This window comes from Acinetobacter modestus (genome assembly GCF_014636095.1).
Taxonomy (GTDB): domain Bacteria; phylum Pseudomonadota; class Gammaproteobacteria; order Pseudomonadales; family Moraxellaceae; genus Acinetobacter; species Acinetobacter modestus.
This window is the reverse complement of sequence record NZ_BMDV01000008.1, coordinates 17,063-40,146: the sequence shown is the minus strand read 5'-3', so window position 1 is coordinate 40,146 and position 23,084 is coordinate 17,063. Positions and strand designations below refer to the sequence as shown.

The following is a 23,084-nucleotide window of genomic DNA, read 5'->3' as shown; positions in this document are numbered from 1 at the left end:
GGGCGATATGCGATGAAGCGTATTCTTATCGTTACAGGACAGTCAGGTTCAGGAAAATCATCTGCATTACAGGTGCTTGAAGATTTGGGCTATTATTGTATAGATAATTTACCTTTGGCATTATTGCCTGAAATTGTAGCTAAACTGGATCATGAAAATAATTTAGAGCAGTTAGCATTAGGTGTGGATATTCGAAGTACTCGTGCGGATATGCAAGAGTTCGATCATGTTTTTGAACAATTAAAAAAACATGGTACGGTGGATATCATTTATTTAACCACGCAAGATCAAGACTTAGTTGCACGGTTTAGCTCTTCGCGTAGACCACATCCTTTAGCAAATCGTTTTAATAGCCTGTTGCAATGTATACAGGAAGAAAAACAGTTGCTCATCCCGATACAATTCCGCTCTACGGTGCATATTGATACGACGGGTAAAAGTGTTCATGATCTCAAACATATCTTGCTGTCTCGATTGGGGCAGTCTGATAAGTTGATTGTGATTCTACAATCGTTTGGCTATAAACATGGCATTCCGCTTGATGCCGATTATGTATTTGATGTGCGTCATTTACCTAATCCGCACTGGGATTTAGAGTTGCGTCGTCTTTCTGGGTTGGATGATCCCGTCTGCCGTTTTTTAGAAAGCAATCAACAAACCAATGAAATGTTTACCGATATTTATAACTTCTTAGAAAAATGGTTGCCAGCTTTTGCAGAAGGACATCGACATTACATGACCATTTCAGTGGGATGTACAGGTGGGCAACATCGTTCAGTTTATATCGTGGATAGACTCAAACAGGCCCTTAAGGCAAAATGGACTGTCCAAATCTTACATAGAGAAATGAAGCACTGGTCATGATAGACACAACAATTGATGTAATTAATAAACTCGGTTTACATGCACGTGCATCTGGTAAACTTATTGAAGTCACAACCAAGTTTAGCTCTTCGATACAAATTGGTAAGGGTGAAAAGTTGATTGATGCAAAAAATATTATGTCATTGTTGATGTTGGGTGCTGGTAAAGGCACAACATTAAGATTGGTGATTGATGGTGCTGATGAAGAAAAAGCACTGGAAGAAATTCAAACGCTGTTCGCAGCAAAATTTTATGAGGCAGAGTAATAGTGGCACGTGGTACCCAACAACGTTATACAGATGAAGATTTTGAGTCATTAGATGGACGTGCGAGTAGAACCGAGCAAAAAAAAGCTGTGCAACGTATGGCTGCTTTAGGTGAGCAATTGGCTCAACTCAATCCAAAACAAATTCAAAAGCTTCCTGTCGATGAGCGTTTGATTGATGCATTACTCGAAGTGCAGAAGATCAGTTCATTTGAAGCACGTCGTCGTCAGTTTCAACGTGTTGGTAAGTTATTGCGTAATGAAAATGAAACCACGATTTTATCTTATTTGACACCGCAACAAGGTGCTAAAAAACAAATGCAATTGATGCGTTGGGTAGATCGAATGATTGATCAAGGTGATCCAATCATTAATGAGTTTAGTAAAGTTTTTAATGCTTCTGAACGCCATACTTTGCGCCAGCATGTTTTACGCATTCATCGAGATATCAAACAGCAGGTGAGTGAAGAAGAACTTGCCGCATCCAAGCTCAAATTTGTGAACTATGTACAGCAAGTCGCCTTGTTATCTGATCAAGGTTAAAGCCAAAAAGAAGTTTCAGTTGAAACTTCTTTTTTGTTTTTAGGGGTTAATTCGCAAACGAAACGCTTGCTCGTTCTTTTGCCCATTCTCTTAAAATAAATTTCTGTAATTTCCCTGTCGATGTTTTTGGAATCTCAGTAATTACCACATCTTTGGGAACTTTAAAGCGAGCCAGTTCTTTTTGGCAATGTGCAATAATCTCTTCTGCGGAAGCAGATGCACCTTGCTTCAACTCAATAAATGCACAAGGCACTTCTTGCCAACGTTCATCAGGTTTTGCGACCACTGCGGCGGTGAGTACAGCAGGGTGGCGGTAAAGTACATCTTCGACTTCGAGTGATGAAATATTTTCGCCACCTGAAATGATAATATCTTTAGAGCGATCAGTAATTTTGGCATAACCATCAGGATGGCAAACAGCTAGATCTCCTGTATGAAACCAACCACCTTTAAAAGCTTCTTCAGTCGCTTGTGGATTTTTGAGATAACCTTTCATCACGATGTTACCACGAAACATAATTTCGCCCATGGTTTGCCCATCATTCGGTACTGGTTGCATCGTTTCAGGATCAAGTACTCTCATACTGTCTTGGAGTGGATAAGGAACACCTTGACGAGAGTGTAGTTGTGCTTGTTCTTGAATGGATAAGTCACTCCATCCTGCTTGCGAAGCACATAATGCCGATGGACCATACGTTTCTGTCAAACCATAGACATGATTGACATTAATTCCAATATGACGCATCCCCTCGATGATTGCCACAGGTGGCGCAGCGCCCGCAACCATGACTTCAACATGGTGGTTGAAAGCTGTTTTTTGTTCTGCTGGAGTATTGATGAGCATCGATAAGACAATTGGCGCACCGCAGAAATAATCGACTTTGTGTTCAGCGATATATTTAAAAATTAAAACTGGATCAACTCGACGTAAGCAAATATTGGTGCCGCCACTAGCTGCAATTGACCATGCAAAACACCAACCATTACAGTGAAATAGTGGTAGCGTCCATAGATAAACCGCACGAGGCTTCATACCGCATGCCAAAATATTACTGGCCGCATTGAGATAAGCGCCGCGATGGTGATAAACCACACCTTTTGGATTGCCTGTGGTTCCTGAAGTGTAATTCAGACTAATCGCATCCCATTCATCTTGTGGAAGTAGCCATTCAAATTCAGGATTACCTTGTGCTAACCATGATTCATATTCGTATTGACCAATCGCAATTTGCTCACCTTCATACTCCTGATCAAATACATCAATCACAATAATATCTTGAGTGATCAGCTTTAATGCTTCTTCAGCAAGTGATCTGAATTCTGGATCGACCAAAAGAACTTTTGATTCTGCATGAGCCAGCATAAAAGCAATAGTTTTGGCATCGAGGCGAGTATTCAGCGTATTGAGTACTGCACCTGCCATTGGTACAGCAAAATGTGCCTCAATCATTGCAGGTACATTTGGCAAGAGTACCGAAACGGTATCATTCTTTTGAATTCCTAACTGAGTGAGCTGATGTGCAAACTGGCGGCAACGTTGATAGCTTTGTTGCCATGTGATTTGACGTTCCCCATGAATAATTGCGGCTTGGTGTGGATAAATATAAGCAGCACGTTCTAAATAACGTAAAGGTGATAAAGCAACGAAATTTGCAGGGGTTCTCGGTAATTCATCATATGCACTAACCATGTGTTTGCTCCATTTGTGTTTTTTTCATTTATATCTATATCAACATAGTGCGTCATTCAGTCTAAATCATTTAGGCTTTAGTCGGAGATGAAGCCTAATCAATCTAGGTTTTTATGATTCAAAGGTTTCATCCTCAACTAAACCTGTGTAAAATCTTGAATACTTTTTTATCCGCCGTTTTTTATCTTTTGAGGTTCGCCTCAATACATAATCTCGCGGTGATATGCTCCTTCGTATAGGGCATCACTCCTTAAGGATTTTATTATGCCAATTATCACTTTGCCAAATGGCGATCAAAAACAGTTTGATCAAGCCGTATCTGTGATGGACGTTGCATTAAGCATTGGTCCGGGTCTTGCGAAAAATACCGTAGCAGGTCGTGTCAATGATCGTCTAGTCGATGCTTCAGACTTGATTACCGAAGATGCAACTGTACAAATTATCACGCCTAAAGATGAAGAAGGCGTAGAAATTATTCGTCACTCTTGCGCACATCTCGTTGGTCACGCTGTTAAGCAGCTGTTTCCAGAAGCAAAAATGGTAATTGGTCCAGTCATTGAAGAAGGTTTCTACTATGACATCTGGATGCCACGTCCTTTTACTTTAGATGATATGGCAGCGATTGAAGAGCGTATGAAAAAGCTCATCGACCAAGATTATGATGTCATCAAAAAAATGACACCACGTGATGAGGTGATTGCAGAATTCACAGCACGTGGCGAAGAATACAAATTGCGCTTGATCGCAGACATGCCGAATGAAACACAAATGGGCTTGTACTACCATCAAGATTATTTGGATATGTGCCGTGGTCCGCACGTACCAAACACTAAATTCTTAAAATCATTCAAGCTCACAAAAATCTCTGGTGCTTACTGGCGTGGTGATGCGAAGAATGAACAGCTTCAACGTATCTATGGTACGGCTTGGGCTGATAAAAAACAGTTAGCTGCATATATCAAACGTATCGAAGAAGCAGAAAAGCGTGACCATCGTAAAATTGGTAAAGCTTTAGATTTATTCCATATGCAAGAAGAAGCACCGGGTATGGTGTTCTGGCATCCAAATGGTTGGACAATCTACCAAGTGCTTGAACAATACATGCGTAAAGTTCAGCAAGACAATGGCTACCTAGAGATTAAAACGCCGCAAATCGTCGATTTTACGCTTTGGGAAAAATCTGGTCATGCAGCCAACTACGCAGATAACATGTTTACAACTCATTCAGAGAGTCGTAACTATGCTGTTAAGCCAATGAACTGTCCTTGTCACGTACAAGTGTTTAACCAAGGCTTGAAATCTTACCGTGATTTACCAATTCGTTTGGCTGAATTTGGTTCTTGTCACCGTAATGAGCCATCAGGTTCTTTACACGGGATTATGCGTGTTCGTGGTTTTACTCAAGATGATGCACATATTTTCTGTACCAAAGAACAAATTGGTAAAGAAGTTGCTGACTTTATTAAGCTGACTTTAGATGTTTATAAAGACTTCGGCTTTGAAGAAGTGCAAATGAAATTGTCTACACGTCCTGAAAAACGTGTCGGTGATGATGCACTTTGGGATTTGGCTGAAAAATCTTTGGCGGATGCTTTAGATAACGCAGGCTTGGCTTGGGATTTGCAACCTGGTGAAGGTGCATTCTATGGTCCGAAAATTGAATTTTCATTGAAAGATTGCTTAGGCCGTGTATGGCAGTGCGGTACGATTCAATGTGACTTCAACTTACCAATTCGCTTAGATGCGTCTTATGTCACTGAAGACAACGATCGTGATCAACCAGTCATGCTTCATCGTGCAATTCTTGGTAGTTTTGAGCGTTTTATTGGTATACTAATTGAACACTATGCGGGCTTTATGCCGCCTTGGTTAACACCAATTCAAGCGTGTGTTATGAATATTACTGATTCACAAGCAGAAGCATGTGAACAAGTGGTTGCAAAACTCAAAGAAAATGGTCTTCGTGCTATTTCTGACTTGAGAAATGAAAAGATCGGATTTAAGATTCGTGAGCGTACCCTAGAGCGTATTCCTTACCTTCTAGTTCTTGGTGATCGAGAAGTTGAAGAAGGTACTGTTAATGTGCGTACTCGCTCAGGAAAAAATTTAGGTACTATGTCAGTAGATGCATTTATTGACCTAGTGAAATCTGCCGTTGCCGAACGCGGCCGGTACATTGTGGAGTAATAAAGATTAAACAGCCTGACCGTAACCAGCAACAAGGTGCTAAAAGTAACCGTCCTGCAATTAACGAAGAGATCCGTGCGAAAGAAGTACGCCTCGTCGCTGCAGATGGAGAACAAAAAGGTGTTGTTTCATTAACTGAAGCATTACGTGCTGCTGAAGAAGCTAATCTTGACCTTGTTGAGATTGTTGCTAATGCAGAACCGCCTGTTTGTAAAATCATGGACTACAACAAGCACTTATTTGACTTAAAGCAAAAGCAAAAAGATGCGAAGAAAAAACAGCATCAAGTGCAAGTGAAAGAAATCAAGTTACGTCCTGCAACGGACGTAGGTGATTACCAAGTAAAATTGCGTGCAATTTTACGTTTCCTTGAAGAAGGAAATAAGGTAAAAATTACCTTGCGTTTCCGTGGTCGTGAGATGGCACATCAACAGCTTGGTTTGGCTCAATTGCAAAAAATTGAAGCTGACGTTGCTGAGTTTGGCGTAGTTGAACAAGCGCCGAAGATGGAAGGTCGTCAGATGGGCATGTTACTTGGTCCGAAAAAGAAAAAGTAATTTTTCTTTAGAAAAAGCACCGCAACAAGCGGTGCTTTTTTATGTCAAAAAATAATATATTTATCTACTTAAAATTTATCCATATCACTCAACAATATCTAAAATAAAATATGATAGGTTTGATTGATAATTACATAATTTAAGAATAGGAACACTTATGACTACAACTATAGGAACTAAAGAACTCGCAGAAATTAATCAAAAAGTGGTACAAGATGGTGAGGTATTGCCACAGGTAAAGCTTAAAGATGGTAGTCGGGTTCAAACAGGAACAGTTGCCACTATGCTGCATAATATTAATCTCTATAATGCAGGCGTTCGAGGTGCGGTAGAGGAAGAGCTGATTTTCGCAGTTCCAACTTTATTTAAAGTGGGTATGTTTGATCTATTCTCTGCTGATGAGTGGATCAATGGAACTAATGCGGGGCGTAGATTTGTAGGAAAACAAGCAAAACAATTCTTAGCTGATCGGATTTAGATATTTAAAAAGATTACCTTTGAAAACACGGTTTTATTGTTTCTTTTCGTGCTGGTTTGCTGATCATTTACTATGAAATGTGCTATAACGCAACAACAGTCAAGATAACGATGAATAGGACAATATAATGATTGACTTATATTATTGGGGTACACCTAACGGCCATAAAATAACAATTGCCTTGGAGGAAATGGGACTCGAATATCAGATTTTTCCTATTAATATTTTAGAAAATGATCAGTTCCAACCAGACTTCTTAAGAATCTCTCCTAATAATAAAATTCCAGCGATTGTTGATCAAAATGGACCACGAGGTGAACCGATTTCTGTATTTGAATCAGGTGCGATCCTACAATATTTAGGTCGGAAGACTGGATTATTCTATCCTACGGATGAACAAGAGCGAGTTGAAGTAGAGCAATGGTTAATGTGGCAAATGGGTGGGTTTGGTCCAATGCTAGGGCAAAATCATCATTTTAATAAATTTGCACCTGAACGTATTCCTTATGCAATTGATCGTTATATCAATGAGACTAAACGCCTTTACACTGTTTTAAATAAGCAATTGATTGGTCAGAAGTTCGTGGCAAGTGAGTATTCAATTGCTGATATGGCAATCTTGCCTTGGGCATTGCGTTATGAATGGCAAGGCATTCAACTTGAAGATTATCCATATGTGCAAGACTATATTGAACGCTTAACGGCGCGCTCTGCGATACAAAAAGCTTTATCGATCCAAGTCTAATATTTTACTGTGTTTAAGTTTGCCTCATGAGTTATTGGTTGTTGTTCATATCTGCTTTTGGGGCTGCAACATTATTACCTTTACAGTCGGAAGCAGTATTAATAACCTTATTGATACAAGGGCTTTCCAATCCTCTTTATCTGATTTTAGTTGCAACCATTGGAAATGTCTTGGGTTCATGTGTGAATTGGTGGTTAGGACTCAAAATTGAACATTTTAAAGATAAAAAATGGTTTCCTGTTTCTGGACGGCGTTTAGAGCAGGCACAACAGATTTATCATAAATATGGTTTTTATTCCCTGCTACTGAGTTGGACACCTGTGATTGGTGATCCGATTACCTTGATTGCGGGATTGATGAAAGAAAATTTTTGGCGATTTTTATTGATTGTCACCATCGCCAAAGGTGGGCGTTATTTAACATTGTATGTGTTATATCTTGGAGTTGTTTGAAAAAAGGGAAAGTTTGACTTTCCCTAAAACCTTTAATGATCAGTACCTTTAGTAATATCGACTTTAAATAAATCGCTGGTTTTAAACCAACAGTAAGTTACAACTGCAAGCGTCATACAACCACCAAATATGGTCGCAGTGATTGTTCCGAGATATTTGGCTGCCAGACCTGATTCAAAAGCCCCGAGTTCATTACTCGATGAAACGAACATTCCATTTACCGCAGCCACTCGACCTCGCATATTTTCAGGCGGGAAAATTTGTAGCACAGTTTGACGAACCACGACAGAAACACTGTCACAAGCACCGGTCATGGCTAAGGCAAATAGTGATAGCCATATATTGTTTGAAAAGGCGAACAGAATGGTAAAAATACCAAAGCCAGCGACAGCCAATAACATATTCCGCCAAGCGTGATGCATCGGTGGGAACTTGGTCAGGGCAATCATAGTAATTAGTGCGCCGATCGAAGGGGCGGCGCGTAGATAACCTAAACCTTCAGGGCCGACCTTTAATATTTCTTCGGCAAAAATGGGTAATAGTGCAATCACACCACCAAAGAGTACCGATACCAAGTCTAGTGAGATTGCCCATAAAACAATTTTGGTTTTCCAAATAAAGCGGAAACCATCGGTCAGGCTTTGTAAGACATTCTCAGTTTCCATTTTTGGGAATGTTCGTTTCTGTAAGCAATTAATCAAAATAAAGCAGATTGATAATAATGCTGATACTGCAAAAAGGCTCGTTTCACGTCCCAGAAATGCCAACATAAAGCCACCCAACATTGGCCCGATAATGACACCACTTTGCCAGCCGATCGTGGTCCAAGTGGCACCATTTGCATACAGTTCGCGTGGAATTAAAAAGGGTTTGAGTGAGGTTGCTGATGGATTGTAAAAACCTCGAATAGTACCCAAGGCAAATATGACAGCATAAATGCCCCAAGAAAGTGTGCTAATACCAATTTTTTCTAAGCCATGTAAATGGAATAAGCCCCAAAGAACCAAAGGTAAAGGAATGGAAAAGAATAAACACACCTTCATAATGCTTTGTTTATTCAGTTTATCTGCAAAATAACCACCCCATAAAGAAAGCGTGATAAATGGGATTGCTTCAGCTAGACCAATAAAACCCAAGGTTAGGGGATCACGAGTGATTTGATAGAGTGAATAAGCAACAATAATTTCCTGAATTAAAATTGCCAGTGTTAAGCAAAATTGATTCAAGGTCACGATAGAGAAATCTCGATACCGTAACGCGGCGAATGCGTCATTCTGAATATTCATAAGAATAAAGATTTAATAATTTGATTCTATTATAGGCGCTGATTTTGTGGATGTTTCTCATAATTTGAGAATTAATTATGGAAAATAACGTTTGAGAAAAATAAAGTAGTTGCTGTTAAAAAATGAGCATTTTACTTTTGTTTTAAAGGCAGATGCTATATGATACTGCCTTCCTTACCTGCAGGTCGATTTGCAATAGTGCAAACGAGCCGAACAGGTGCCCAAAAGAGGTTACTATGGCTAAGTTAAAAACTCGCCGTGGTGCAGCTAAACGCTTTAAAGCGACTGCAAACGGTTTCAAGCGCAAACAAGCATTCAAGCGCCACATTTTGACCAAAAAATCTGCTAAGCGTATCCGTCAATTGCGCGGTTGTGTAATGGTTCACGTAAGTGACGTTGCATCAGTTCGTGCTATGTGCCCATACATCTAAGGAGATTATAAATGGCTCGTGTAAAACGTGGTGTAGTGGCTCATCGCCGTCACAAAAAAATTCTTGCTCGCGCTAAAGGTTACTATGGTGCTCGTTCACGCGTTTACCGCGTAGCGTTCCAAGCGGTAATCAAAGCTGGTCAATACGCTTACCGTGACCGCCGTCAAAAGAAACGTCAATTCCGTGCTTTATGGATTGCGCGTATCAATGCTGGTGCTCGTCTTAATGGTTTGTCTTACAGCCGTATGATCGATGGCTTGAAAAAAGCTCAAGTGATCATCGACCGTCGCGTATTAGCTGACATCGCTATGCATGATGCAGTTGCATTTGCTGCTTTAGCTGAAAAAGCTAAAGGCGCATTAGCTGCATAAGCTTAGAGATTCAAAGAAGGCCGCTTTTTAGCGGTCTTTTTTATTTTTAGCGTATTGAATTTCCAACAATAGATAATAATCAGAGATGGACGATGCAAGATGAACAATTTTTAAATGATTTAATTCAAAAAGTCCAACAAGGTCGCCCATTTAAATATTTATATTTCTGGGGACATACCCCAAAGCAAACCAATCATGTAGACAAAAGTTGTTTTAGCCAGTGGTTTCCATCGTCATTCCAACAGGAGGGTATTGAATATCTCACTGCGGAACATTATATGATGGCGCAAAAAGCAAAACTCTTTAACGATGATGAGATATTTCAACAGATTTTGAAGGTCACACACCCGAATGAAGCAAAATAACTCGGTCGGAAAGTACAGCATTATGACGAGCAATTGTGGCAGGAAAAGCGTTTTGAGATCGTAGTACAGGCAAATTTGGCTAAATTTTCACAGCATCCTGAGCTAAGAGATTTTCTACTTACTACGCATGAACGTATTTTGGTTGAAGCATCGCCTGTCGATCAGATTTGGGGGATTGGTATGGCACAAGATCACGAGCATATCCAAGACCCTAACCAATGGCAGGGGTTAAACTTACTTGGATTTGCTCCGATACAGGTTCGGTCTCAATTTCTGGCTCAGTAGTATTGAGCCTTTGAGAAGAAGCTATACTCAGATTTATTGTATAGCCCTTATATAAATCTGTTCAAACATGCTGATGTTATGACGATAGAATTTGAGCTATCATCTGAATCTGATTTATCAACATCTATGAATATGACTGAGCATTTGATGGGAGTTATAGCCCAAAATAATAAGCAACTAGACAAATAATCACGGTTAATATAATCAATTTAATTACGCTAGACGCACCTACTTTATGATGGTGGGACTTATCAATCTGATGTGGAATTTCCATGGTTCGGTCAATGATTTCAGGTTCTTCTGCCGTAAGTTGAGCCGTTTGGTAGTGATTTGCGGTTTTTACAATCAGCTTTGCAAATAAGTCATCAGTTTTTTGTGAAAAATTACGGAGATTAATCTGTTCTTCAGGGCTAATTAACTCACCTGTAGCCGTATAAGGATGCTTTCTTTGTTGTTCTAAATAATCAGTTAATGCTTGTGTGCGATGTAATAATCGATGTGCACAATCCGCTGGATAATCTGTTGGAATCAATGCTAATTGTTTGCTAGAAAGATGTATAAGATCAGCTTCATAACCATAAAAAGGCAAATCTTGTTGTTCTGGCTCTGGAAAATGTTCAGCATATTTACTATCGAACAGTTCTTTCTCCAAGAAAATGGCAACCTGATTCCAATTTACCTTCTGTAAGTCAGCATCAATTTTTTTAGCGAATTTATCATTCAACTCATAACGCCAAAATATTTCTTGGCGGAGTGTTGTTTGTTGAGGTGCCGGCACATTAAAGGCTTGATCACTGTTGTCCCATTCAGCCAGTTCATGCCCACAGATCCATGCGGTTTTTTTATTGCCTTGATGGCTCACAATAAAATGCGCAAAAGGAAGCAGCTCTACGTTGGCATTTGGATTTTGCTCATCATTGAGGATGCTAGATAAATGTAGGCTGAGTTTTTTAACACCTTGTTTTTTTAAGCCTTCAAGCCAAATCTGGAAATGTTGTGCCAATAGGTGTTGAGACAGTAAGTCTCTAAAAATGAGTCGATTTTGACTGAAAATCGGATGTTCAATCCAACGACTAAAATTGAGATTTCCTGCTAAATATTCATTGCCATAAGTCACTAGTGTAAGCTGTTGTTTCCAGATTTGATCAAGCGCCATCGTTATTCTTTCTCATTGACGATATCAGTATCTTATACATTTTATTCAATTGTTGAGTAATTTTTCAGAAATTTTAGTTGATCTGCTTAGGTATCTTGTTGTTTTATTTTTGCATCTATATTTTCAAAAGTACGCTATTTAAACCGCTGTTTATTTTCATCAAACTGGTAAAAAGCTGATAAACTATAGCGTTTTATTATATTTCTATATTTTGTTGCTTTGAGAGTTACTATGTCACTGGAAGCCCTGACCACTGAAGCGCTTGCTGCCATTGCAGCGGCTCAAGACCTTGCTGCACTCGATCAAGTTCGTGTGCAATTTACAGGGAAGAAAAGCCAGCTCGCAGAACAGTCGAAAGCACTTGGAAAAATGGATCCTGAAGAGCGAAAAGTACAAGGTGCTGCGATTCATGCTGTGCGTGAAGCAATCAATGCAGCTTTGACTGAGCGTCAACAGACATTACAACAAGCTGAACTTGCAAAAAAATTAGCAAGTGAAACCATTGATATTACCTTGCCGGGCCGCGGTCAGCGCATGGGAAGTATTCATCCTGTGACTCAAGTACAAGAGCGTATTTGCCAATTCTTTACTAAAGCAGGTTTCCAAGTTGCTCATGGTCCAGAAGTTGAAGATGATTATCACAACTTTGAAGCCTTAAATATTCCGGGACATCACCCAGCCCGTGCGATGCATGACACTTTCTACTTTGATGCAACGCATTTGCTTCGTACCCATACTTCGGGCGTGCAAATTCGAACCATGGAAACTAGTCAGCCGCCAATTCGTATCGTGTGTCCTGGCCGTGTTTATCGTTGTGACTCAGATCAAACCCATTCGCCAATGTTCCATCAGATCGAAGGTCTGTACGTTGCAGAAAATACCAGCTTTGCTGAATTAAAAGGTTTATTGATTAACCTGTTAAACGAATTCTTTGAAAAAGATTTGAAAGTACGCTTCCGTCCTTCTTATTTCCCATTTACTGAGCCAAGCGCTGAAGTAGATATTATGGATGAGCGTGGTCGTTGGTTAGAAGTTTTAGGTTGTGGCATGGTGCATCCAAATGTACTGCGTGCTGCAGGGATTGATCCTGACAAATACAAAGGCTTTGCTTTTGGTTTAGGGGTAGAGCGTTTTGCAATGTTGCGTTATGGCATAAACGATTTGCGTATGTTCTACCAAAATGATGTGCGTTTTTTACGCCAGTTTGCCTAAACATTTTTTCAGGATTAAATAAGGTTTATACAAATGAAAATTAGTGAAAATTGGTTACGCACGTGGGTGAACCCTGCAATTGATAGCGAAGCACTTTCTGATCAATTGACCATGTTGGGCTTGGAAGTTGATGAGTTAGCGCCTGTAGCAAAACCATTTACTGGCGTGGTGGTGGGGGAAGTTCTAACTGTTGAACAACATCCAGATGCAGATCGTTTACGTGTAACGACAATTAATATTAGTTCTGGTGAGCCATTACAAATTGTATGCGGCGCGCCAAATGTTCGCGTGGGTATGAAAGCACCTGTTGCAACGATCGGTGCGGTATTACCAGGTGATTTCAAAATTAAAAAAGGCAAGCTCCGTGGTGTTGAATCACAAGGTATGCTCTGTGGTGCTTCTGAAATTGATTTAGAAGACAAAATTGATGGTTTGTTAGAGTTGCCTGCTGATGCACCAGTGGGAATGAATATTCGTGAATATTTAAAACTTGATGACAATGTGATTGACATCAGTATCACGCCAAACCGTGGTGACTGCTTTAGTATCCGCGGGATTGCACGTGAAATCGCGGTGATTAACCAGCTTGAAGTGAATGAGCCAAAGATTCAGGCCATTGCAGCAAATATTGCTGATGAGAAAGTGGTCAACATCAGTACAGAAGGTACACCACGTTATTTAGGTCGTATCGTTAAACATGTCAATGTAAAAGCGCCGACACCGGAATGGATGGAACAGGCATTGGCACGCTCAGGCATCCGTACGCATAGTATTTTGGTGGATATTACCAACTATGTGTTGCTTGAATTGGGTCAACCGATGCATGCCTTTGATTTGGCAAAAATCGAAGGTTCGATTCAAGTGCGCCAAGCGCAGCCACAAGAAAAACTGACCTTGCTCAATGATCAAGAAGTTGAATTGCAAGATGACATCATGGTCATTGCCGATGATCAAAAACTATTGGCGATTGCAGGGATTATGGGTGGGTTGGATTCATCGGTAACTGATGAGACTCAAGACATTTTCCTTGAAAGTGCGTTCTTTGCACCTTTAGCTATTGCAGGGCGTGCTCGTAGTTTCGGTTTGCATACTGACTCATCACAGCGCTACGAACGTGGCGTTGACTTTGAATTACCAATGATTGCAATGCATCGTGCTTCTGAGCTGATTCAAGCATTTGCTGGTGGCGAATTTGGCCCAATTACTGTTGCTGAGCAAGAGGCTTTATTGCCGAAGCGTGAAGCGATTGCATTACAACAAGCGCAAGTTGATCAGTTGTTGGGTTATGAAGTGGCTAGTGATTTTATTGCGGATGCGTTAACACGGTTGGGCTGTGTGGTTGAAAGCAAAGCACAAGGTGAGTGGAGCGTAGTTCCACCATCACATCGCTATGATATGGCAATTTATCAAGACCTGATTGAAGAAGTTGCTCGTATTCATGGTTATGACAATATCCAAATCAGTTTGCCAAAAATTGATGTGAAATTGGAGAAATATCAAGATCGTTTTGAAATCGCTCAATTACGTCAAACTATTGCAACCTTGGGTTACCAAGAAGCGATTAGTTTTAGCTTTGCTGATGCAAAACTTGAAAAGCAATTGAATCCAAATGTACACCCGCTGATGTTGGCGAATCCGATTTCAAGTGATTTGGCAGCAATGCGTAGTACCTTGCTGTCAAGCTTGATTCCTTGTGTTCAATACAACTTAAACCGTCAGCAGCAGCGTGTTCGTTTCTTCGAGCTCGGTTTGCGTTTTGATTATCAGAATGCGCAAAGCATTCATGATCTAAAACAGATCCCAACTTTGGCATTGATTGCGGTCGGTTCACGTGTACCAGAGTCTTGGCATGCAAAACCACAAGCAATGGACTTCTTCGATTTCAAAGGTGAGATTGAAGAGATTTTAGCAGCCGGCCGTATTGCTGTTGAATTTGTTCGTACTGAACGCGAGTGGTTACATCCAGGTCAGTCAGCTGAAATTTTAGTGAATGGGCAGTCAATTGGTTATCTGGGTCGCTTACATCCATCTTTGGAAAATGAACTAGATTTGGGCACAACTTGGGTGGCTGAACTGGATCAGCATGCAGTTTTGCAATCTTATGTATCTAATTTTACAGAATTATCACGTTTTCCATCGGTTAGACGTGATATTGCGCTTTTAATCTCTGATAATATTGAGGTAAGAGATATTCAGCGGTTAATTGAGCAGACTGGTGGTGAGTTACTCGACTCAACATGGTTGTTCGATGTGTATACGGGGCAAGGGGTTGAACAAGGCAAGCGCTCTTTAGCATTTGCAGTGTTGTGGCAACATCCAGCACGTACGCTTGAAGATGCTGAAATTAAATCTGGTATGGATAACATTATTCAAGTGTTGGAAGACACTTACCAAGCGACATTGAGGGCCTCATGACAGCATTAACAAAAGCAGAGATGGCGGACCATTTAAGTGAGCTTACTAGCTTAAATCGCCGTGAAGCAAAACAGATGGTTGAGTTATTTTTTGATGAGATCAGCCAAGCATTAATTGCTGGTGAACAAGTCAAACTTTCTGGTTTCGGTAATTTTGAATTACGTGATAAACGTGAGCGTCCAGGACGCAATCCAAAAACGGGTGAAGAAATTCCGATTTCTGCCCGCCGTGTGGTTACGTTTAGAGCGGGTCAAAAATTTAGACAGCGCGTTGGAAATGAGCAGATCGATTGATCTGCTTTTTTTATAGTTATATTTTTATTTGATTAGAAATCTAGGCATAAAAAAAGAGAACCTAAAAGGTTCTCTTTTTGATAATCTAAATATTAGATTATTGAGCAGCAGAAGCTGGAGCAGCTTCAGAAGCAGCAACGTCAGAAGCAGCAGCAGCAACGTCAGAAGCAGCAGCAGCAACGTCAGAAGCAGCAGCTTCAACAGCAGTAGTAGCTTCAGAAGCAGCAGCTACAGCTTCAGAAGCAGCAGCGTTAGCATCAGCAGCAGGAGCTTCTTCTTTCTTAGAGCAACCAACGAAAGCTAAAGTAGTAGCAATAGCAGCAGCAACAGCGAATTTTTTGAATAACATGGCATCACTCTCATAAAATTGTGAGATTAAAAAAAACCTAGAGTTAGTCTGTTTGTGCTTTTATTATTCCTAAACGCTTTAGGTAACAACGCAGGGAGCAGCCTAACTGGTCTGCTGCTATCCTATCAAAGCAGATCATGAATTACTACTGTTCTGTCCAACAAAACGACAAAAATGGGCAGAATTTGGCTATTTTTTGATAGAAAAAAACTATGGAAATTAAATTTAAAATCGGTATTTCATTGTTTTTTTTATTGAAATTAATTTTAAATATATTTAAAACAATAGCTTATGGTTTTATTGGAATTTTAAAATAATCTGTAAATATTATGTAAGTTTGTCAACCAAATAAAAAAGGCTACCATAAAGGTAGCCTTTTTTAATGCACTTATCTTATGTAGATGCTTTACGTTTCATTTGATCAAAGAAGTCATCATTAGTTTTGGTTTCCTTCATACGATCTAATAAGAATTCCATTGCAGCAAGTTCATCCATAGGGTGAAGCAATTTGCGTAAAATCCAAACTTTGCGTAGATTTTCTTCACTCATTAGGCGCTCTTCACGACGAGTTCCAGATTTTTTGATATTCATTGCAGGGAATACACGTTTCTCTGCGATGCGGCGATCAAGCGTAATTTCTTGGTTACCTGTACCTTTAAATTCTTCGTAAATCACGTCATCCATTTTACTGCCTGTTTCGATCAAAGCAGTTGAAATGATGGTTAGAGAACCACCTTCTTCGATGTTACGTGCAGCACCGAAGAAACGTTTAGGGCGTTCTAATGCATGAGCATCAACACCACCAGTTAATACCTTACCTGATGACGGGATCACAGTGTTGTAGGCACGCGCAAGACGAGTAATTGAGTCAAGTAAAATCACAACGTCTTTTTTATGCTCAACTAAACGTTTTGCTTTCTCAATCACCATTTCTGCAACCTGAACATGGCGAGCAGGTGCTTCATCAAATGTTGATGCCACAACTTCACCGCGAACAGTACGTTCCATTTCTGTAACTTCCTCAGGACGTTCATCAATCAAAAGTACGATTAAGAACACTTCGGGATTATTACGCACAATTGATTGAGCAATGTTTTGTAATAGCATTGTTTTACCCGCTTTAGGCGGTGCAACAATAATAGAACGTTGACCTTTACCAATCGGAGCAACCAAGTCGACCACACGAGCTGTGAGATCTTCAGTTGTACCGTTGCCCAATTCCATAATCAGTTGTTCTGTTGGGAAGAGAGGGGTTAAGTTCTCGAATAAAATTTTATTACGCGAGTTCTCGGGTGTGTCATAGTTAATTTGATTAACTTTTAGTAATGCAAAGTAACGTTCGCCTTCTTTTGGTGGGCGAATAGTACCTGTAATGGTATCGCCTGTGCGTAAGTTAAAACGGCGAATTTGTGATGGGCTGACATAGATATCATCTGGTCCTGCTAAATATGAACCAGCAGCAGAGCGTAAAAAGCCAAAACCATCTGAAAGAATTTCGAGAACACCATCACCAAAAATTTCTTCGCCATTCATGGCATGGCGTTTTAAAATGGCAAAAATAATATCTTGTTTACGGTTACGTGCCATGCCTTCAAGGCCCATAAACTCCGCAATTTTAATGAGTTCGCCAATGGGTTTTTTCTTGAGTTCAGTTAAGTTCATAAGTGGTCAGACAGAATGGAATAAGTGGAGGAGTGTTTGGAAAGAATAAAAAATCGACCGCATACATACATGCTGATGTAATTGTATAGTTACACAACCACAATTCAGTAGTCTGGTTCATTGTTTCAGAGAGAAATGTGAAAACAATTATTATTGCCGAGCGGCGATCTTATGTTTGTGTCTTGTAAGAAACGCGATGAAGTAGATTCCATTCAAAGCTTCTTGATCCAAGAATATAAGCGAAACTAAGAAATTTGTCAATTTTTACTGAGAAATACGTCGCTTAATTTAGACGTATTTCTCTTATTTATACGGTCAAAATCTGATTAGATATTTTGATCAATAAATGCTGCAAGTTTAGAACGAGGCGCTGCACCTACTTGTTGAGCAACAACTTCACCATTTTTAAACATTAATAATGCTGGAATGTTACGAATGTTGTACTTCACAGCAGTGTCTTCACATGCAGTCACGTCAACTTTAACGATTTTGACTTTTCCTGCATATTCATTTGAAAGGTCTTCTAGCACTGGTGCAATGGCTTTACATGGCGCACACCAGCCAGCCCAAAAGTCAACAAGTACAGGAGTTTCAGAATCTAAAACATCTGCTTGGAAGTTTTCATCAGTTGTATTAACAATAGTCGCAGACATAAGGTTACTCCAAATTTAATAAATAAAGTGCAAATTCGTTCATCATCAGCATGAATATTACATTGCTACTTTATTCAATGTAAGGGTTTGTTCTGATTATTCAAGTTTCAAAATGAAAAGTCTAATGGATGCTCACGATGTTGATTATCGACTTCTACAATCATTTATAGCTTAAAAGCGAAAATACGCACCTATTATTGCTTAAAATGACTTTAAAATTATTGGCGTGTGAATTACTCTAATGCGTGAATTGAGCATAGGTTTATATGAATAATGTCTGATTTTCTGATTGATGAAGAATTACTTGCTGCAATTGATATGGGGTCGAATAGTTTCCACTTGGCGATTGCTCGTGTTGATCACGGTGAAGTGAAAAAAGTTGCTTCAATGTCAGAAAAAGTACAATTAGCAGCTGGGCTGGATGAAAATAAAAATTTAACTGAAGCTGCGCAACAGCGTGGATTGGCGTGTTTGGCTCGTTTTGTAGGTCGTTTAAGCTCTGTTCAAGCAAATCGTCTAAGAATTGTGGCGACGAATGCTTTAAGACAAGCAAAAAATGGTCATGAATTTATTCAAAAAGCGGCTGAAATTTTACCAAAACCAATTGAAATTATTGCTGGACGTGAAGAAGCGCGTCTAATTTATTTAGGCGTTTCACACACGATGGCCAATGGTGGTCGACGTTTAGTGATTGATATTGGTGGTGGTTCAACAGAGTTCATTATTGGTGAAGAATTTGAGCCACTGCACACTGAATCTTTGCAAATGGGTTGCGTCGCTTACAGTAAAGCTTATTTTGCTGATGGTGAGATTTCAAGCAAGGCTTTTGATAAGGCTGTTGTTGCAGCGCGTAAAGAACTTTCTGCGATCGCAAATACCTATAAAGCAGAAGGTTGGGATACTGTTGTTGGCTCAAGTGGAACAATCAAAGCTTGTCGTCAAATTACAGTAAATCTTGGTTTGAGCGATGAACAAGAAAATTTAACTCGTGAAGGTTTATATAAGTTAAAAGATCGTTTGCTCAAATTTAAACATATTTCTGAAATTGATTTTGAAGGTCTACGTGAAGATCGACGAGCAGTTTTGCCAGCAGGTCTTGCGATTTTATATGCCATTTTTGAAGTTTTAGAGCTTGATAAATTGGCATATTCTGATGGTGCTTTACGTGAAGGCGTGATGTATGACTTACTGGGTCGCTTTAAACATGAAGATATTCGTGACCGAAGTGTGCAAGCCTTAATGGGACGTTATAATGCTGACCCAAAGCAAGCTGAACGTGTCGTAAATACAGCACAACAGTTATTTGATGGTGTGGCGGATGCTTTAAATTTAACGACTGAAGACAGTGACTTACTGCGTCGTGCAGCCTATTTGCATGAGATCGGCTTAGCAATTAGTCATGGTGGATACCATCGTCATGGTGCATATTTATTACAGCACTCCGATATTCCCGGTTTTTCACAAATTGATCAAAATCATCTGTCTCATTTAGTTTCACATCATCGTCGTAAGTTACGCGCTGATGCAAAAAATGATGTTCTAAAAGTTGGTGGTAGTCATTTATTGTATCTCTGCTTGTTGCTTCGTCTCGCTGTTTTGCTGAACCATAGTCGTAGTGATCAGATGCTTCCTGCCATTGAACTGAGCGTTGAAAATGATCAACAATGGCAACTCAGCGTTTCTGGTGATGCTAAACAATGGCCTTTATTGGTTGCAGACTTGCATGATGAGCAAGTGCAATTTAAACATTGGGACATTGAGTTAAATATTCAGTCAGACAATTTTGTTGATTAACAATATATCCTTGTTAGGGATTATCTACGACTTATGAAAAATAAAGCGACTCAGTCCAAGGCTTGGGCTACGGTTCAAATTGCACGACATCCTGAACGTCCGCAATTTCTAGATTATGTCAGTGAAATCTTTACTGAATTTGATGCTCTTCATGGTGACCGTTTATATGGTGACGATGGTGCTATGATTGGCGGTTTGGCTCGTTTCGATGGGCAGTCAGTGATGGTGGTTGGTCAACATCGTGGTCGCAGTACGCGTGAAAAATTACAACATAACTTCGGTATGTGTAATCCAGAAGGTTATCGTAAATCACAGCGTTTACTTGATATGGCTGAACGTTTTAATCTTCCAGTATTTACTTTTGTCGATACCATGGGAGCTTATCCTGGTGTAGGTGCCGAAGAGCGTGGTCAAGCAGAAGCGATTGCAACAAGTTTAGCACAGCTTTCTAGTTTAAAAGTACCTGTGATTGCGACTGTGCTTGGTGAAGGCGGTTCTGGCGGGGCACTTGGTATTGGTGTCGCTGACCGCGTAATTATGCTATCGCATAGTATTTACTCAGTCATTTCACCTGAAGGCTGTGCTTCGATTTTATGGAAAACTGCAGATAAAGCTGCTCAAGCCAGTGAAGCGCTCGCATTAACTGCCGACAAGCTGAAAGCTTTAGGTATTGTTGAGTATGTGGTGGATGAGGGTGAAGGTGCACACTTACAACCTGAAAAAGTCATGCATGATTTGAAAGATGTGTTAAAACAAGCCTTAAATGAATTGCAACCGATGGATGCACAAGAACGATGCGATGCACGTTATCAACGTTTAATGAAGTTTGGCAGCAGCAATTTAGGCATCGCGTCTTAGCACAAACTCAGCATTTTTCTGAACAAACTCAATTCTTAATTGGGTGCAGCGGCGGCATGGATTCCATGCTGTTGCTGTATCTGATGTCTGAACTTTTCCCCACCCGAACCCGCGCGATATATATTGATCATCAACTTCAATCGATGAGTGAAGAATGGGGAAATTTAGTACAAAAGCACGCTGATGCGCTAAAGATTCCTTGTGTTTTGCAAAAAGTCTCAGTTGAGTCAGGTAATCTAGAGCAACAAGCACGAAATGCGCGCTATCAAGCTTATCGTAGACATTTAACTGAGAATGACATTTTAGTACTCGGGCATCATCAGCAGGATCAAGCGGAAACGCTGTTATTACGATTATTCTCTGGTGCAGGTGTCAATGGTTTGGCAGCGATGCAGCAAATTGATGTTCGGCAAGATATGACCATTTGGCGACCATTTTTAGATATGAGTCGTGAGCAAATTAAGCACTGGTCACAGCAACTGAGTTTTGATTATGTGACTGATCAAACCAATTACGATACGCACTATGATCGGGCATGGTGTCGAGAAGAGTTATGGCCTGTATTAGAAAATCGCTTCCCTAAAATGCAGTCAGCTGTGTCACGAACGAGTTATCTGATGCAAGATGCCGCAGAAATTTTAGATGATGTGTTGCAAAGTGATTGGAAATTATGTGCAACTGAGAATGAGCTGGATTTAACTTGTCTGTTGGAATTATCGGATGCACGAAAACGTCAATTATTGTCCGCTTGGGTAAAAGCTAAGGATCAATATCGCCCAAGCTTCGATATGGTACAACGTTTACAACAAGAGGTTATTCTGGCAAAGCCAGATGCTCAGGCAATTTTACATATCAATCAACACTATTTTGTTCGCTATCAGAAAAAATTATATCGTTTAACTCACAACCAATTATATGCAGAAAAACAATCTACCATTCTGCCTGCATTATTAGAGCGATATGAGATGGGTGAAACGATCAAAGTTGCGGCTGGAACGTTTAAAATCGAATCTCAAGCGATTGGGTTTTCATCCCAGCTTTTAGGGCGAGAGTTAAAGCTGCTGAAACGCCTAGGGGGAGAAAAAATTCATCTCTATGGTCGTGTTGGACATTGGCCACTGAAAAAAGCCATTCAAGATGCGCAGATTTTGCCTTGGTTACGTCATACAATTCAAATATTAGTTGTAGATAATGTTATGCTTGGGGTTTTTAGCCCAAAGGGTTTTTGGTTGGCGCAATCTGATTATTTAGAACAGGGCGGTTGGCAACCAAGTTTAATTTCTGACTGCAATGACTTTTTTCAGCAGTCTTTTTCATATGATGAGTAGGACATGGCGACAACATTGAATCAAAATATTTGTTTTATTGGTGGTGGTAACATGGCGCAAGCCTTGATTGGTGGGCTACTTTCTCGTGGTTTACCGACGACCCGCATTACCGTTTCTGATCCAGTTGAACAAATTCGTCACATATTAGAAGAAAAAGGAATTCAAACCACAGTCGATAATGTCGAAGCAGTTAAACACGCCGATGTGGTGGTGTTAGCAGTAAAACCACAAGTTTTGGCAACGGTATTACAACCATTAAAAGACTTATTGTCAGATAAACTCGTGATTTCGATCATTGCAGGTGCTGAAATTCAAACGATTTCAGATTTAATTGGCGGTAGTCAGCGTATTGTTCGTGTAATGCCAAACACGCCAGCATTGGTACAAACGGGGGCGCATGGTATTTATGCATCTGAAGCAGTAAATGCTCAAGATCGTGAATTAACCAGTCAAATTTTGGCTGCGACAGGTTTAACCATTTGGGTAGACAATGAAGCGCAAATTGATGCAGTAACAGCAGTCTCTGGTTCTGGTCCAGCCTATTTCTTTTACTTGATGGAAAGTATGATTCGTGCAGGTAAAAACTTGGGCTTAGATGAGAAAGTCGCGACGGCATTGACCCTGCAAACAGCGTTGGGTGCGGCACAAATGGCGATTACTAGCTCAAATTCTCCAGCAGAATTACGTAAAAATGTGACTTCTCCAAATGGTACAACGCAAGCAGCTTTAGAAGTGTTTGATCGTGCGCAGATTTCACAAAATATTCAAGCAGCGCTTGCAGCAGCTCAGAAGCGTAGCCAAGAGCTTGCACAAGAGTTGAGTGACAAGACTAAATCGGTTTAAGT

At 40.2% G+C, this 23,084-nt stretch carries 23 protein-coding genes and 1 pseudogene; 18 read left to right on the top strand and 6 right to left on the bottom strand.

What is annotated here, in order from left to right:
* Positions 1-12: 12 nt before the first annotated feature.
* From rapZ to yjgA, 3 genes are read left to right on the top strand one after another with little or no spacing between them, the layout of a single operon-like run.
* Positions 13-864: an RNase adapter RapZ gene (gene rapZ, locus IEV17_RS15030; RefSeq protein WP_004664195.1), complete on the top strand. Its 852-nt coding sequence runs from the start codon at positions 13-15 to the stop codon at positions 862-864.
* A complete protein-coding gene (locus tag IEV17_RS15025) occupies positions 861-1,130 on the top strand; it encodes an HPr family phosphocarrier protein (protein ID WP_004664196.1) in 270 nt (89 codons plus the stop codon). The genes rapZ and IEV17_RS15025 overlap by 4 nt, the downstream gene beginning before the upstream one ends.
* Before the next feature lie 2 nt (positions 1,131-1,132).
* Positions 1,133-1,672, top strand: coding sequence for a ribosome biogenesis factor YjgA (gene yjgA, locus IEV17_RS15020; RefSeq protein WP_004664198.1), 540 nt, complete (start codon positions 1,133-1,135; stop codon positions 1,670-1,672).
* A gap of 46 nt (positions 1,673-1,718) precedes the next feature.
* Here yjgA and IEV17_RS15015 read toward each other — a convergent pair whose 3' ends face one another.
* On the bottom strand, positions 1,719-3,362 hold the full coding sequence (locus IEV17_RS15015) for an acyl-CoA synthetase (RefSeq protein ID WP_004664199.1): 1,644 nt from the start codon (positions 3,360-3,362) through the stop codon (positions 1,719-1,721).
* Between the two features lie 264 nt (positions 3,363-3,626).
* Here IEV17_RS15015 and thrS point away from each other — a divergent pair, with 264 nt between their 5' ends.
* From thrS to IEV17_RS14990, 5 genes are all read left to right on the top strand, one after another.
* Positions 3,627-5,549: a threonine--tRNA ligase gene (thrS, locus tag IEV17_RS15010; protein ID WP_004664201.1), complete on the top strand. Its 1,923-nt coding sequence runs from the start codon at positions 3,627-3,629 to the stop codon at positions 5,547-5,549.
* 5 nt (positions 5,550-5,554) lie between these two features.
* Positions 5,555-6,106: a translation initiation factor IF-3 gene (gene infC / locus IEV17_RS15005; RefSeq protein WP_081399795.1), complete on the top strand. Its 552-nt coding sequence runs from the start codon at positions 5,555-5,557 to the stop codon at positions 6,104-6,106.
* Positions 6,107-6,263: 157 nt separating this feature from the next.
* Complete coding sequence (locus IEV17_RS15000) at positions 6,264-6,584, top strand: DUF7709 family protein (protein WP_004664204.1); 321 nt, start codon at positions 6,264-6,266, stop codon at positions 6,582-6,584.
* A gap of 127 nt (positions 6,585-6,711) precedes the next feature.
* The gene (locus IEV17_RS14995; RefSeq protein WP_004664207.1) at positions 6,712-7,329 is read left to right on the top strand and encodes a glutathione S-transferase N-terminal domain-containing protein; all 618 of its coding nucleotides are present in this window, start codon (positions 6,712-6,714) and stop codon (positions 7,327-7,329) included.
* A 26-nt stretch (positions 7,330-7,355) separates the two neighbouring features.
* A complete protein-coding gene (locus tag IEV17_RS14990) occupies positions 7,356-7,781 on the top strand; it encodes a YqaA family protein (RefSeq protein ID WP_004664210.1) in 426 nt (141 codons plus the stop codon).
* A gap of 32 nt (positions 7,782-7,813) precedes the next feature.
* Here IEV17_RS14990 and IEV17_RS14985 read toward each other — a convergent pair whose 3' ends face one another.
* Positions 7,814-9,067 (bottom strand): MFS transporter, encoded by a 1,254-nt coding sequence (locus IEV17_RS14985; RefSeq protein ID WP_004664212.1) that lies wholly within the window; start codon positions 9,065-9,067, stop codon positions 7,814-7,816.
* A 236-nt stretch (positions 9,068-9,303) separates the two neighbouring features.
* Between IEV17_RS14985 and rpmI the strand changes: the two genes are divergently transcribed.
* The 3 genes and pseudogenes from rpmI (at position 9,304) to ybiA (ending at position 10,519) form a co-directional block, all read left to right on the top strand.
* Positions 9,304-9,498: a 50S ribosomal protein L35 gene (rpmI, locus tag IEV17_RS14980; RefSeq protein WP_004637967.1), complete on the top strand. Its 195-nt coding sequence runs from the start codon at positions 9,304-9,306 to the stop codon at positions 9,496-9,498.
* Positions 9,499-9,509: 11 nt separating this feature from the next.
* The gene (rplT, locus tag IEV17_RS14975) at positions 9,510-9,869 is read left to right on the top strand and encodes a 50S ribosomal protein L20 (protein ID WP_004664213.1); all 360 of its coding nucleotides are present in this window, start codon (positions 9,510-9,512) and stop codon (positions 9,867-9,869) included.
* Between the two features lie 92 nt (positions 9,870-9,961).
* Positions 9,962-10,519 (top strand): annotated as a pseudogene (gene ybiA, locus IEV17_RS14970) (riboflavin biosynthesis intermediates N-glycosidase).
* Between the two features lie 154 nt (positions 10,520-10,673).
* Here the strand turns inward: ybiA and IEV17_RS14965 are convergent.
* Positions 10,674-11,675: a hypothetical protein gene (locus IEV17_RS14965; RefSeq protein WP_004664218.1), complete on the bottom strand. Its 1,002-nt coding sequence runs from the start codon at positions 11,673-11,675 to the stop codon at positions 10,674-10,676.
* A 231-nt stretch (positions 11,676-11,906) separates the two neighbouring features.
* Here IEV17_RS14965 and pheS point away from each other — a divergent pair, with 231 nt between their 5' ends.
* Genes pheS through IEV17_RS14950 form a run of 3 tightly spaced genes read left to right on the top strand, consistent with a single transcriptional unit; the run spans position 11,907 to position 15,595 of the window.
* Positions 11,907-12,887: a phenylalanine--tRNA ligase subunit alpha gene (gene pheS, locus IEV17_RS14960; protein WP_004664219.1), complete on the top strand. Its 981-nt coding sequence runs from the start codon at positions 11,907-11,909 to the stop codon at positions 12,885-12,887.
* Positions 12,888-12,920: 33 nt separating this feature from the next.
* Positions 12,921-15,302, top strand: a complete 2,382-nt coding sequence (gene pheT / locus IEV17_RS14955; protein ID WP_004664222.1) for a phenylalanine--tRNA ligase subunit beta — start codon at positions 12,921-12,923, stop codon at positions 15,300-15,302.
* Positions 15,299-15,595 carry an integration host factor subunit alpha gene (locus tag IEV17_RS14950; protein WP_004664224.1) on the top strand — a complete coding sequence of 99 codons (297 nt, stop codon included), beginning with the start codon at positions 15,299-15,301 and terminating at the stop codon, positions 15,593-15,595. The genes pheT and IEV17_RS14950 overlap by 4 nt, the downstream gene beginning before the upstream one ends.
* A gap of 97 nt (positions 15,596-15,692) precedes the next feature.
* On the opposite strand, the gene IEV17_RS14945 is transcribed toward IEV17_RS14950, so the two are convergent.
* The 3 genes from IEV17_RS14945 to trxA all read right to left on the bottom strand — a co-directional run bounded on the left by IEV17_RS14945 (position 15,693) and on the right by trxA (position 18,259).
* Positions 15,693-15,944 (bottom strand): hypothetical protein, encoded by a 252-nt coding sequence (locus tag IEV17_RS14945; protein WP_004664225.1) that lies wholly within the window; start codon positions 15,942-15,944, stop codon positions 15,693-15,695.
* 393 nt (positions 15,945-16,337) lie between these two features.
* A complete protein-coding gene (rho, locus tag IEV17_RS14940; protein ID WP_004664227.1) occupies positions 16,338-17,606 on the bottom strand; it encodes a transcription termination factor Rho in 1,269 nt (422 codons plus the stop codon).
* A gap of 326 nt (positions 17,607-17,932) precedes the next feature.
* Positions 17,933-18,259 carry a thioredoxin gene (trxA, locus tag IEV17_RS14935; RefSeq protein ID WP_004664228.1) on the bottom strand — a complete coding sequence of 109 codons (327 nt, stop codon included), beginning with the start codon at positions 18,257-18,259 and terminating at the stop codon, positions 17,933-17,935.
* A gap of 273 nt (positions 18,260-18,532) precedes the next feature.
* Here trxA and ppx point away from each other — a divergent pair, with 273 nt between their 5' ends.
* Genes ppx through proC form a run of 4 tightly spaced genes read left to right on the top strand, consistent with a single transcriptional unit; the run spans position 18,533 to position 23,082 of the window.
* Positions 18,533-20,053: an exopolyphosphatase gene (gene ppx, locus IEV17_RS14930; protein ID WP_004664230.1), complete on the top strand. Its 1,521-nt coding sequence runs from the start codon at positions 18,533-18,535 to the stop codon at positions 20,051-20,053.
* 33 nt (positions 20,054-20,086) lie between these two features.
* Positions 20,087-20,911 carry an acetyl-CoA carboxylase carboxyltransferase subunit alpha gene (locus tag IEV17_RS14925; RefSeq protein ID WP_004664231.1) on the top strand — a complete coding sequence of 275 codons (825 nt, stop codon included), beginning with the start codon at positions 20,087-20,089 and terminating at the stop codon, positions 20,909-20,911.
* Positions 20,848-22,239 carry a tRNA lysidine(34) synthetase TilS gene (tilS, locus tag IEV17_RS14920; RefSeq protein ID WP_081399797.1) on the top strand — a complete coding sequence of 464 codons (1,392 nt, stop codon included), beginning with the start codon at positions 20,848-20,850 and terminating at the stop codon, positions 22,237-22,239. The genes IEV17_RS14925 and tilS overlap by 64 nt, the downstream gene beginning before the upstream one ends.
* Before the next feature lie 3 nt (positions 22,240-22,242).
* Positions 22,243-23,082 (top strand): pyrroline-5-carboxylate reductase, encoded by an 840-nt coding sequence (gene proC, locus IEV17_RS14915; RefSeq protein ID WP_004664236.1) that lies wholly within the window; start codon positions 22,243-22,245, stop codon positions 23,080-23,082.
* Positions 23,083-23,084 lie beyond the last annotated feature (2 nt).